This is a genomic window from Vreelandella titanicae (genome assembly GCF_014697095.1).
Lineage (GTDB): Bacteria > Pseudomonadota > Gammaproteobacteria > Pseudomonadales > Halomonadaceae > Vreelandella > Vreelandella titanicae.
The window spans coordinates 3,319,747-3,332,680 of the sequence record NZ_CP059082.1 but is presented as its reverse complement, the minus strand read 5'-3'; the positions used below and the strand labels follow the sequence as shown (position 1 = coordinate 3,332,680).

Annotated in this window: 10 protein-coding genes; 2 read left to right on the top strand and 8 right to left on the bottom strand. The window is 54.5% G+C overall.

Annotated elements, in window-relative coordinates:
- Positions 1-180 precede the first annotated feature (180 nt).
- A complete protein-coding gene (locus tag HZS52_RS15330) occupies positions 181-2,745 on the bottom strand; it encodes a DUF3141 domain-containing protein (protein WP_190373113.1) in 2,565 nt (854 codons plus the stop codon).
- 235 nt (positions 2,746-2,980) lie between these two features.
- On the opposite strand from HZS52_RS15330, the gene HZS52_RS15325 reads away from it, so the two are divergent.
- Positions 2,981-3,967, top strand: a complete 987-nt coding sequence (locus tag HZS52_RS15325; RefSeq protein ID WP_027957536.1) for a LysR family transcriptional regulator — start codon at positions 2,981-2,983, stop codon at positions 3,965-3,967.
- Between the two features lie 178 nt (positions 3,968-4,145).
- A complete protein-coding gene (gene lipA, locus HZS52_RS15320) occupies positions 4,146-5,210 on the top strand; it encodes a lipoyl synthase (protein WP_022523163.1) in 1,065 nt (354 codons plus the stop codon).
- Between the two features lie 111 nt (positions 5,211-5,321).
- Here the strand turns inward: lipA and lipB are convergent, their stop codons facing one another.
- The 7 genes from lipB to mrdA all read right to left on the bottom strand — a co-directional run bounded on the left by lipB (position 5,322) and on the right by mrdA (position 12,926).
- Positions 5,322-5,984 carry a lipoyl(octanoyl) transferase LipB gene (lipB, locus tag HZS52_RS15315; protein WP_190373112.1) on the bottom strand — a complete coding sequence of 221 codons (663 nt, stop codon included), beginning with the start codon at positions 5,982-5,984 and terminating at the stop codon, positions 5,322-5,324.
- 2 nt (positions 5,985-5,986) lie between these two features.
- Positions 5,987-6,295, bottom strand: coding sequence for an HP0495 family protein (locus HZS52_RS15310; protein WP_022523161.1), 309 nt, complete (start codon positions 6,293-6,295; stop codon positions 5,987-5,989).
- Positions 6,296-6,390: 95 nt separating this feature from the next.
- Positions 6,391-7,605, bottom strand: a complete 1,215-nt coding sequence (locus HZS52_RS15305) for a D-alanyl-D-alanine carboxypeptidase family protein (RefSeq protein WP_022523160.1) — start codon at positions 7,603-7,605, stop codon at positions 6,391-6,393.
- A 96-nt stretch (positions 7,606-7,701) separates the two neighbouring features.
- Positions 7,702-8,718 (bottom strand): septal ring lytic transglycosylase RlpA family protein, encoded by a 1,017-nt coding sequence (locus HZS52_RS15300; RefSeq protein WP_022523159.1) that lies wholly within the window; start codon positions 8,716-8,718, stop codon positions 7,702-7,704.
- Positions 8,715-9,776, bottom strand: a complete 1,062-nt coding sequence (gene mltB / locus HZS52_RS15295) for a lytic murein transglycosylase B (RefSeq protein ID WP_190373111.1) — start codon at positions 9,774-9,776, stop codon at positions 8,715-8,717. The genes HZS52_RS15300 and mltB overlap by 4 nt, the downstream gene beginning before the upstream one ends.
- Positions 9,777-9,854: 78 nt before the next feature.
- The gene (gene rodA, locus HZS52_RS15290) at positions 9,855-11,015 is read right to left on the bottom strand and encodes a rod shape-determining protein RodA (RefSeq protein ID WP_190373110.1); all 1,161 of its coding nucleotides are present in this window, start codon (positions 11,013-11,015) and stop codon (positions 9,855-9,857) included.
- Positions 11,016-11,018: 3 nt separating this feature from the next.
- The gene (mrdA, locus tag HZS52_RS15285; protein ID WP_190373109.1) at positions 11,019-12,926 is read right to left on the bottom strand and encodes a penicillin-binding protein 2; all 1,908 of its coding nucleotides are present in this window, start codon (positions 12,924-12,926) and stop codon (positions 11,019-11,021) included.
- Positions 12,927-12,934 lie beyond the last annotated feature (8 nt).

The following is a 12,934-nucleotide window of genomic DNA, read 5'->3' as shown; positions in this document are numbered from 1 at the left end:
GCGCCAGTGGCAACCAAGCCGTAGGGAGAATCCATAGACTTTAGACAACCAGGGTTATATTTCAGACAAATAGTAGCTAGACACTAGACTGCCACCGACATTACAGCAACCCAAAAGGTAATCAGGCAAACAAAGCGCCCCCACCAAATAGGCGGGGGCGCAATGAGCTAATGTACTGATTTAGCGTTTAGGCGGCGTCTTTTTACGTCTGGTAGTGCTGGTGGGTTTAGCCGCCGGCTCACTGGCCGACTCGCTAGTCGCAGCAGATTTAGACGATGACTCCTTAACCACAGACTCCTCATTCACCACGGGCTGCTCCTTGGCCACTGGCGCAGACGAAGTCGTTTGCGTTTCGGCCAGCTTAGCAGTAGCAGCTTTGGGCTTAGCAGTAGCAGCTTTGGGCTTAGCGGCAGGCTTAGTTGTCGCAGCCGCTTTGCTGGCCGTCGGCTTGCTCGCAGCCGGCTTATTCGCTACCGATTTGCGGGGTCTTGCCTTATCAAACAACACTTTAATTTGAGCAAAGCGCTCAGCAGCATGCTCTGAAAGATCGCCGCTGGCGGCAAACACATGCTCAAGGTGGCTAATATAGCCATCGACATCATCGTTGCTGCTACCTGCTAGCAAAGTAGGCAGCGAATTCAACGCCTGCTCACGATCCAGCTTCAAGATAAAGAACTGCTCGCGCACCAAGTTTTTAAAATCACTCAGTTCGATACCAGGCTCAAGCTCCGCACGGGAGGCGCGTAGCCGCTTAAAGTTACGCTCATCTGTAGCTGGGGCGCCACCGAGCACATAGATAAGCGAGCGCATAACCGCTTCATGGGCACTGCCCTTAGCAATTTTCTCTCGCAGTTCTTCCTGACGCTGTTCAATAAAGCGACGGTGCTCGGGCTCTGCCCCTGGACGGCGGCGGTGTACATGGGCATCGCCATACAGACCGACAGCAGCCTGCAATAGCGGCTGGCCGTAGATATCCATAAACATTTTTTCGGTGCTGCTATCCCGCAAATCGCGCATCGCATTGAGGCTGGCGACCAGTTGATCAGACCCCATGGTTTCAAGCGTTTTGAACAGATTATCTTTTGATACTGGGTGACGATTTTTGCGCACTGCTTCCGCCATTACCGGTAGCGGCACCGAAAGTGGATTACGATCAGAAAGCAGTTTGTAGCCCAAACGAATAGGGTGCATACGACGGATCAAGCGGGCAGCCTCCGGTGTCATGATGGCTTTTAGCCACGGCTGCAAAAAGAGCCGATACATCCCCAAATTGATTTCTGAGATCCGCGCCACGGTGGCAAAACGACGATCATCCTCTGGCTTGTGCATTACTGCCTGGTCTAACTCTTCAAAGTTACGCGGCATAAATTCGAGCAGATAATCCCGCTCGAACAGCTCAGCGTCTTCACCCTTCTCTGCCGGAGATATGGAGGTTTCGTACAGCCCAGGCGGCAGTACGTCGATGTAATCCATATTGGCGGTGAATTCGGTATGCTCTTTGCGCGATACGCTGCCCGAAACAAATATACCTAGATGGCCGGTCGTATCATGCTGGCAATAGACGATGGTTTGCTCATTGGCAATGATGTCATCGGTGTTTGTATATAAATCACGAATCCACCCCAATGCTTGAGGCGGCGGAGTAATGTCATCCCCACGCGAACAGAACACAACCACCGGCGAACGCACATTACGCAGGTCGATTCGGCGGCCATCATGGGTGACCAGCTGCGCGGTAGAGAGCCGATTACCGACAAATAGATTATCGACGATATACTGAATCTCTTCACCGCCTAATACGACGTGACCACCCCACCAACGCTCAAAATCGAGGTATCGGCCCGCTTCGGTATCGATATTGTCGTAAAGGTGATACTGCTTTTTCCAGTAGGTATTAGCCGGGTTGAGGCGCTCGAAGTTCTGCACCAGCCACGCCCCGTCAAACAGGCCGTCGCCAATATCACTGGTGAGTGCCGTAATCCAGCTGCCTCCCGCCATCCCGCCGGTATAGCGCATGGGGGCTTTGCCGTGTTCACCAGCCCAGTAGGAGAGTGGCGCGCCAGCAATCAGGATAGGGCCAAAAACGTCAGGCTCCAAGGCAGCCGCCATCATGATCTGCCAGCCCGCCTGGCAATTGCCCACCACCATCGGTTTTTCAGTCGTTTCGGGGTGCAGCTCAATCACATGGCGCAAAAAAGCGATCTCCGACTCGACCACATCCTCAACGGTTTGGCCTGGCTCAGGAAACGGCAAAAAACCAATAAAGTAGCAGGGGTGCCCCGCTTTAAGCGCCACGCCCAACTCACTGTCCGGCTTAAACCCTCCAATCCCTGGCCCATGCCCCGCACGTGGATCAACCACTACAAACGGGCGCTTTTGCAGATCAATTTCTGTCCCTTCGTGGGGCAACACACGCAACAGTTCGTAGTTGGTTGGCCGCGGCAGCGTCCGACCATCCATCAGCACTTCGGTATCAAACCCCAACACATTGGGCTTGGTTTGCTCCATATGCTCGAGGTACTGATTACCGCGTTCGCGCATAACGTCCAGATAGAGAACGCTGCGCTCCATGCTATCGCGCCAGTAACCAAAGGCTGCACGCCCAAACCCGAAAGGATCGAATAATGAAGCGATCGCCTCACTTCCAGGTATGGCTGTGGAATCATTTTGTTGCTTCAACCATGCGCTAGTGAAAGCGTTAGCAGGAAACATAGTCTTGGCGAGTGGGTTAGCAAGAAAGTTCATAGGGTCTCCCGTTGGGTTGATGCACAGGCATCAGACCCGAAAGCAATGATGCTGCAATGCAATATAGTCTAGGCCACTATGCGCACGGCGTCGATCTTTAACCCTGGCAATTACGCCTTATGTGACTAATGAAGTCCTGTTTAGGCAGTCTAAAAGATTCAGTGTTAGCATGCTTTGCCCTGGCGATGAAGCCTGATTTTGATATTAGTTAAAGGGTGCTCACTACGAGGTTTTTATGTCATCCCCCAATCTGCTCAATCGCCTAACATTTCGGCAACTCCAGGTCTTCCAGGCGGTGCACCGGCAGCGCTCCTACTCTCGTGCAGCTGAGCAACTGGGACTGACCCAGCCAGCAGTCAGCGCGCAAATACGGCAGCTTGAGTTGGCACTGGGTCAGCCTCTGTTTAATTATGCGGGTAAAACGCTTCACACGCTTCCCGCCGCCGATACCCTCGCCCACTCAGCGCGCGAAATTTTTGGCCAACTGTCACGGCTGGAAATGAACCTATCGGATATTAACGGCAAAATAAGCGGCGAACTCAACATCGCAGCGGTTTCCTCAGCCCAATATGTGGTGCCTTATTTACTTGCCCGCTTCCGTGCTCACTATCCCGAAGTACATGTCCGCTTAAAGGTATGCAATCGCTGCCAGGCACTCGATCGATTGGCTGAGCAGCAGGACGACTTGGTTATCATGGCCATGGTGCCTGAAGACGATCGCTTGGTAGTGATGCCGATTATTGATAACGAACTGATCGCCGTCGTCTGGCCCGAGCATCCGCTACTTTCGATGCCGCAACCCTCCTTAGCAGACTTTGCGCGCCATTACGTGCTAATGCGCGAACCCGGTTCCGGCGTACGCAACGCTTTTGAGCAGATGGCGGCCAGTCAGCAGGTCGCCCTTCCCCACTGTATTGAGTTAGGTACCAATGAAGCGATTAAAGGGGGCGTCATGGCTCACTTAGGTGTTGCCGTGCTGCCGCGTTTGGCGGTGCAGCTGGAGCTTGAGCAGGGGTTACTGTTTGAGCTGGGGTTGCCCGACTTTCCAATCCACCGCTCTTGGTGCACGGTCTATACGCGGGAGCGCTTACCCACTCCGGTCGCCGAGCTATTTTTGAGTTTCATCCGTGAACACTTACCCGACTATCGCCGTCACTTTCAGGCGCCCGCCAGCCCCTTACCCAGCCATGGGGTAGCCTGTTTGCCGATACTTCCCTCCTGAAGGCGAGTGATGGCTTACGGTGTCTTGTTGGCAGCGAGATATGTTACATTAGCCATCATTAGCACGATAAAATATTGAGCAAACTTCGTATTAACCAGGTATCAATAGGCAGGCTTGGAACAGGGTTAAACCTTTTTTACGCCTTCGGCCTACCGCACAGAAGAGAGGCTCTGTCACTATGAGCAATAACCCCTCGCAGCGCGTGTCCAGCGGTGAAAAATACCGTAATGAACATGGCATGTCGGTGATCAAGGATGGCATGAAGCAGCGCAAAGCGCAGCCAGAGGCCCCTTCTGTTGAGCTTGAGCGCAAACCCAAGTGGCTGCGAGCACAGATTCCAGGTGGCGAGCGTTTTGAAGCGGTCAAGAAAAACGTCGCGACCCATCGATTAAGCACTGTTTGCGCTGAATCCCACTGCCCCAATATGGGCGAGTGCTGGAGCAACGGCACGGCCACTATCATGCTGATGGGCTCGGTATGTACCCGCGCCTGTCGGTTCTGCGCAGTAGACACCGGCAACCCCCAGGGCTGGCTTGACCACGAAGAGCCTGAAAACACGGCCAAATCTGTAGAGCTCATGGGGCTGCGTTATATCGTACTGACTTCAGTTGACCGTGACGACCTCGACGATGGCGGCGCAACCCACTACGCCAACTGCATTCGCGCGATCAAAGCGCGCACACCCGAGGTGGTAGTCGAAGCCTTGACGCCCGACTTTGATGGTGACCTTGCCGCTATCGAACGCGTCGTCGATTCAGGCCTACAGGTATTTGCCCAAAATGTGGAGACCGTGGAACGCCTGACAGGCCGAGTGCGTGACCGGCGGGCAGGTTACCGCAAAACCCTCGATGTCCTTGCTCATGCCAAGCGCTACCGCCCAGATATCATCACCAAAACCAGCCTGATGCTGGGCTTGGGTGAAACCGACGAAGAGATTTTGCAAACGTTTGATGATTTACGTGAGATCGGCGTCGATATTGTCACGCTTGGCCAGTACCTTCGCCCGACCAAAAATCACCTGTCGGTGGAGCGCTGGGTAACGCCTGAAGAGTTTGATCGCTACCGCGTGATTGGCCTGGAAAAAGGCTTTATGGAAGTGCCCTCTGGCCCGCTGGTACGTTCAAGCTACCGCGCTGATCGCGTGTTTGAGAAAAACAACCTGGGGCTCGCCTCACCTGCCGCGATTCCCGGTCAGGAGCAAGAAGCAAACCCCAATATTATTCCAGCGCTCAACGTAGGATAGGCTTAAATTAAGCGTTCTACGGGGCTTGCTACTATGTATGGAGCGGGTTTTAAGACCCGCTTTATAAGCCTCGTTTTTTTGAACCGTTTTTTAATAACGGTGACCCAATTTTTACAGTGGCGTGTTCTCGACACTGACCAATTCGCGGTTTAGCCGTTTAGCTAGCGCCTCGGCCAGCTGCTCACCCACCCGATGATCCCCTGGCAACGAGACGAGGTCAGCCAACTTCGCCATGGGCATACCTGCATAGCCGCAGGGGTTAATGCGCAAAAAAGGCGTCAGGTCACCGTTTACATTCAGCGCCACGCCGTGAAAGCTCGCCCCCCGCCGAATACGCAGACCCAGTGAGGCAATCTTCGCCTCACCCGCTTCTGTCATCACATAAACCCCTGGAGCATCGGGCCGAGCTCGGGCGCTCACGCCATAGTGGCTCAAGACGTCAATCACGGCATTCTCCAATGCAGTGACTAAATCGCGCACGCCAATTTTTCCCCGCCGTACATCCAGCAGCGGGTACAGCACCACCTGCCCTGGCCCGTGATAAGTGACTTGCCCCCCCCGATCAACGTGCACCACCGGAATATCGCCGGGCAGCAGCAGGTGTTCGGGCTTGCCAGCCTGGCCTTGGGTAAACACCGGGTCATGCTCGACCAACCAGAACTGATCAGGGGTTTGCGCATCCCGTGTATCGGTTAGCGTGCGCATAGCTTCCCACACTGGCAGGTAGGCTTGGTGACCCAAATCGTGCAACTCAATCGGCACGGTGTTTTCCACGGTTACACCACCATATGCACACGGCCAGTAGCCTTGAGGTCGTCGAACAACTCTTTAATATGCTGCTCTCCGGTCGCTCTAATCACCACACGTACCGATTGAAAACGGCCATTGCGGCTATCGACCACCTGCATTGCCGTTGCATCGAAGTCAGGGTCATGGCGCACAATCACCTGGCACACACAGGCAGGAAAATCTTCGGCCGCATCGCCGACAACTTTTAACGAGTAATCACATGGGAAAGTGATTTTAGGCGGCTCCTGAGCCGCCGGTTGGCGCAAATCACGAAGTCCCGGAGCACCTTTTTTCATAACAAACCTATTTCGTAAAGACTGATTTTCACAAAGACTGGGTTCATCACAGATATACGCTAGAACCCATCAACCTACCGGCTGTAAGTCTATAATCAATCCGTAAAATTACTAATCAGATTACTAAAGAAGCGCTGCACCTGATCGAACAAGCGCTTAAAGAGACCACCCTCTTCGATGTTTTCCAGCGCCACTAAGCGGCGCTCACCGACCACTTCATCACCTAAATGCACTTCCAGCGTACCAACCTCGTCGCCAATGGCAATCGGTGCCTGTAGGTCTGGATTGAGGTTTAGGCGCGCACGCAGCTCTTCGTTGCGGTTGCGTGGCAGGGTCATAAAGACTTCTTCATCGACACCAACACGCAGCTCATTGATATCGCCGCCCCAAACCCGCGGCGTTGCCAATACGGCACCGCGCTCATAGAGCTTCATGGTTTCGAAAAAGCGGAAACCGTAGCTGAGCAGCTTTTGGGTTTCTTGAGCGCGTGCTTCATCAGAGTTGGTGCCCATCACTACGGAAATCAAGCGCATATCGTCACGCTTAGCTGAAGACACCAGACAGAACCCCGCCTCCGTTGTCCAGCCGGTTTTCAGGCCATCCACCGAAGGGTCACGCCACAGCAAACGGTTGCGGTTGGGCTGATCAATACCGCCATAGGAAAACGTACGATGGGAGTAGATTTCGTAGTGATCAGGGTAATCATTAATAATGTGCTGGGATAAACGCGCCAAGTCATGGGCCGTTGAGTAGTGATTGTCGGCGGGCAAGCCAGTGGCGTTCTGGAAGTTGGTGTTATTCATGCCCAACCGCGTGGCATGCTGATTCATCAGATCGGCAAAGGGCACCTCACCGCCCGCCAAATGCTCTGCCATGGCGACACTGGCATCGTTGCCCGACACAATTATGATACCGTGGAGTAAATCATCCACCGAAACCTGATCACCCACCTCAATAAACATTTTCGAGCCGCCGGTGCGCCAGGCATTCTCGCTAATATTAACCATATCAGTGAGCTTAATGGTGCCACGATTGAGCTCACGCTCTACCAAATAGGCGGTCATCAGCTTGGTTAAACTTGCTGGTGGCAAACGTTCATCGGAATTATGCTCGGCCAAGATACGGCCACTGTTAGCATCCATCAGAATCCACGAACTTGCCGCTAACTGAGGGGCTGAAGGGATAATGGTTTGCGGCTGCGGAATTACCGGCTGAGGCGTTGGCTGGGCACTGGCAGGCACAGCAACCGTCGCCATGGCAGCGAAGAGGCACAGGCGTGCAGAGCGACCAATGGATGTAAACACGTTCATAACGTCAGTCTCACTTACTTGAAAGCTTACTTGAAAAGCTTATTTTAAAAAACGGCGGCGCGTAAGGCGCGCCACCGGAAATAAACAGGGGGTGAATTATCGCACAACAAAGACCTGGGGGAACCCTGCTTGGCGCAGTGTTTCTCGCGCTTGAGGTTCTTGGCTCGGAGCGATGGGCCCCACTTGAACACGATAAACGTCAGCGTCGTTCATAATACGCACCGCATGGGGCTGCTCACCTTGTAAACGCTGCTGCAACTGCTGAGCGCCTTCCGGATTACCCAGTGCCGCGATCTGCAGATACACTGCGTCGCCAGCTTCCCCTTCGTTTGGCGGCTGCGCTGTTTGTGTCTGTGGTGAAGGATCAGCCGCAGATGCAGCAGACGCCGCCGGCGGAACGGGCATAGAAGAAGCATTTGCAGCAACCCGCTGTGCCTCGGCTACGCGAGGCTGGGGGGAAGCGCCGCCACCGCCCTTGCCGTGCTCGGCTAGCCACTGCTCAGGGTTGATCGCTTCCACTTTCACGGAACCGGTACCATTGTCGAGGAAGCCTAGCCGGGCGGCTGCCGCGTAGGAGAGATCGATCTCACGGTCACTGTGGAAGGGGCCACGGTCGTTCACTCGCACAATGACCGATCGCCCATTATCCAGGTTTGTGACTCGCGCAAAGGTGGGTAGAGGCAGCGAACGGTGTGCCGCCGACATCTTATACATGTCGTAGATTTCACCGTTTGAGGTCGCGTAGCCATGGAATTTTTCGCCATACCAGGAGGCCGTACCACGTTTCTCATAACCCGTTGCATCAGGCAGCACTTGATAGGTTTTCCCCCACACTTCATAGCTAGAGCGGTTGCCCGCTCTGGAAGGCTGCTCGATGCGGGGCTCTGCATCAGGCACCTTGGTAACATCCGGCGGCTCGAGCGGATAGGCATCACCACTCATGGCATAGCGGCCACCACTAGTGTTGGCCGCCGTTGAAGCGGGAGCCGCCGTTTGATTCGCGGAACCGGAGGCATCTACCCGCTGAGTGTCATTGCTGGCACAGCCGCTGACCAGCGCCAGTAAGGCAATCGCGCCAACCGCCCGCTGGCTAATCCTCAATTTGCTCTTCATCCCTCATCCTCGTGCAGCTCAGCAATCGCTTCTGCCAACTCGGCTACGGCCATGGCATAGAGGTGACTATGGTTGTAGCGGGTAATCACGTAAAAATTATACTCGCCAAACCGGTAACGGGTCTCTCCATTGGCGAACTCAAGCGCCAACGGCACCACTGGCAAATTATCATCAAGTGGCTCGCTGGGCTCAATCCCATGAGTGGCCAACTGAGCAATGCTCACTGCAGGAGGTGAGGTTTGGTTAAATGAGAGTTCCTGGAGTAACTCTACGGGCATTACGTCTGGCCCAGTGGCCTGGTGGTAGATATCGGCTCCCGGCTTCCAGTTATGCTCGGCAAAGTAATTCGCGACGCTGCCAATCGCATCAACCGGGTTCTCCCAAAGATCACGTCGTCCATCGCCATCAAAATCCACGGCATAGGCTTGATAACTGGTGGGAATAAACTGCGGGTAACCCATCGCACCGGCATAGGAACCGCGCAACTCGGTAGGGTCGACCTGCTGTTCGTAGGCAATACGTAAAAAGGCCGCTAGCTCACCGCGAAAAAAAGCCCCCCTTGCCGGATGATGAAACGCCAGTGTGGCTAGCGAATCCAGCACGCGATGCTGGCCTTTATGGCGACCATAGTAAGTTTCAACGCCAATAATAGCGGTAATGATTTCAGCGGGCACACCATAGGTGCTTTCCGCGCACGCCAAGGCGTCGGCATGAGCATCGATGAACTCCACGCCCTCTTCAATGCGCTGCTGGGTCAGAAAAATAGCACGATATTCGTACCATTTCAGACGCCGCTCAGCAGCTCCTTCCATGGCATCTAATACGCTTTGGGTATAGCTCGCCTGACCCAGCGCTTCTGCCAACCAGTCTTGCGGCAACCCTTGCTCGACCAGCTCTTCCACCAGCGCTTGGCTGTCAGCATTTTGCTGGGGAGCAAAGTGGTGAGGAGTCTCAAACTGAGCCTGCGGTGAAGGCTGATCAGCAAACGCCATAGGGGTCACCCAGCACATCAGCGCGGCCAACACATAGCTGCTCGTCTTCCCTTGAACCTTGTTCATTGGCTCTCCACTCCTGAGCTATTCAATCCTGAATTATCCATTACCGAGCAACATTAGCGTCTGAAGCAGACAGCGTCGCTAGCGCGACAGTAACCGACGATGCGCATGTATCGACATGAGAATACCGAAACCCGCTAACAAGGTCACGCTAGAGGTGCCGCCATAACTAACCAATGGCAGCGGCACCCCCACCACGGGCAAAATGCCACTCACCATGCCCATATTGACGAACACGTAGATAAAAAAAGTTAAAATGATGCTGCCTGCCACCAAACGCCCAAAGGTATCCTGCGCGGAGCTAGCCATCCACAAACCTCGGCTGACAATCAATAGATATAGGAACAGCAGCACAAGCATACCCACCAAACCAAACTCCTCGCCCAGGACGGCAATGATGAAATCGGTGTGTCGCTCAGGTAAAAACTCTAGTTGGGACTGGGTACCCTGCAGCCACCCCTTGCCCCATAGCCCGCCACTACCTATGGCCGTGGTCGACTGAATAATATTCCAGCCTGCCCCCAACGGATCGCTTTCAGGGTTGAGAAACGTCAATACCCGCTGACGCTGGTAGTTATGCATATTCATCCAGAGCAGCGGCACTGCGGCAGCCCCCAGCGCGGTAATAAATCCAATCAAACGCCACGACAAGCCCGCCAGTAGCACGACAATCAGGGCCGCGCTAGATACCAGCAGCGAAGTACCCAAATCAGGTTGGATCGCGGTTAGCACCACAGGCACGCCAATAATGACCCCGCACACGACAATATCGCGCAGGCGGGGCGGTAGTTCGCAGCGATTTAGATAGGCTGCAACCATTAACGGGGCTGCTAACTTCATCATTTCCGATGGCTGAAAACGTATCACACCAGGAATCACTAGCCAGCGCTTCGCTCCCATGCCCACATCACCCACTACATCAACGGCAATCAGCATGGCTACGCCAATGCAATAGGCCAATGGTGCAAAGCGCAAAAAGGTTGAGGGCGAGAACTGGGCAATAATTACCATGCCTACCAGCGCGATAAGAAAACGCATGCCTTGGCCAATCACTGCATCAATAGATTGTCCGGAAGCGCTGTAAAGAACGATTAAACCGCTCCCCATCAGCAGCAATAGCAAACCTAGCAGCCAAGGGTCGAGATGGATTCGCTCCCAGATACTTTTCCGCCGGGCGATACCACTCTCAGGCGGGCGAACAGGATGGCCACGCATCGAACGGGCTATATAATGCCAAGGCATGGCTTAGTTTCCCTCCACATTGGCATCATCTTCTTCCAACACTTCACGCACTTCCTCTACGTCGGGGGCCTCATCCTCAAGTAACCAGGCATCGGTCATTGCACGGGCCAGGTGCGCTGCGTGGGTACTGCCACCACCGGCATTCTCAACAATAACCGACACGGCAATCTGGGGGGCATCCAACGGCGCAAAGGCCACAAACAGAGCGTGGTCGCGCAGTCGTTCGGCCAGCTCATCGGCGTTGTAGCGCTGATCCTGCCCCAGCGAAAATACTTGTGCGGTGCCTGATTTGCCGCCCATGCGGTACTCAAGGCCCACACCGGTTCGCCGGGCAGTGCCTTCCGTGCCACTAACCACCTTTTCCATGCCGCTGAATACACGATCCCACCAGCTATCATTGGCGAGCACAATATCATCTAACGTATCCGGCAGATCACGCGGCACAGGGGTATCACCAATCTGTCGGGCCAGCCTTGGTTTCACCCAATGGCCCCGATTGGCCAGCGTTGCCGTAGCACTGGCTAGCTGGAGAGGTGTTACCTGCCAATAGCCTTGTCCAATCCCCACCGAGAGGGTTTCCCCAGGATACCAGGGCTGGTTAAAGCGGCCACGCTTCCAATCTCGCGAAGGCATCAAAGCACCACTCTCTCCCTGAACGTCATGGGCTACACGCCGGCCAAAGCCAAAATTACTCATTTGATCATGTAAATCATCAATGCCTAAATCGTGCGCAAGGGTATAAAAATAGGTGTTATTAGATACCGCTAAAGCTCGTTCTAAATCGACCCGCCCGTGCCCCCAACGCAGCCAGTTGCGATAGCGTCGGGAATCATTAGGCAATTGGTAGTAACCAGGGTCGTTTATGGTGCTGTCTGGAGTGATTACCCCTTCCACCAAACCCGCGAGCGCTAGAAAGGGCTTAATCGTAGAGCCGGGAGGATAGTGACCGCGAGTCGCGCGGTTAAACAGAGGGAGATCAAGGTCTTGCTGCAAAGCGCGATAAGACGCAACATCAATACCGGTGACAAACTGGTTACTGTCAAAACCCGGTGTCGATACCATGGCGAGGATCTCACCAGTGCCCGGCACGATAGCCACAATGGAGCCACGACGACCATCCAGCAATTCGTAAGCCAGTGTTTGCAGCGACTTATCCAGGGTTAGGGTTAGGTTCTTCCCAGGCACCGGATCGGTTCGCCCAAGCTCCCGCAAGACTCGCCCGCGAGCGTTTGTCTCAACTTTGCGCAAGCCTGCCTGACCGTGCAGCTCCTCTTCGTAAAAACGCTCAACCCCCGTCTTACCGATAAAATGAGTCCCTGCGTAGCGACCCGCGTCCAGGGTTTCCATCTCTTCGGCGTTAATCCGCCCAACGTAGCCCAGTGTGTGTGCCATGATTTCGGCATCGGGATAGTAGCGCAGCGGCTGAGCCTCTATTTCGACTCCAGGCAGACGATGACGATTAACCGCCAAACGGGCAATTTGTGCTTCGCTTAAGTCACTGGTAAGGAGGGCTGGCTGGAAAGGACGCTGGCGTTGGCGTGAACGCACATTGAACGCCTCGATCTCCTCTTCAGGCAGTTCAAGCAGGTCGACCAATAGTGCAAGGGTTTCATCTAGGTTATCGACACGCTCGCGAACCAGCGTGAGGTTGTAGGTGGGACGGTTTTCAGCCAGCAGCACCCCGTTACGGTCATAGATCAAACCGCGGTTCGGCGGCAGCGGCTCGACGCGAACACGGTTGTTTTCGGAGCGCGTGCTGTACATATCATGCTGGACGATCTGCAAATAAACCAAGCGACTCGTTAGCAAGCCTGCAAGCGTAAAAACCACTAACACCGCGAGTAGCGCTCTAACACGAAAAATACGCAGTTCTTGCTCGGAGTTTTTTAGCGTGTTGGGGCGCTTGAGCATGGTAACGA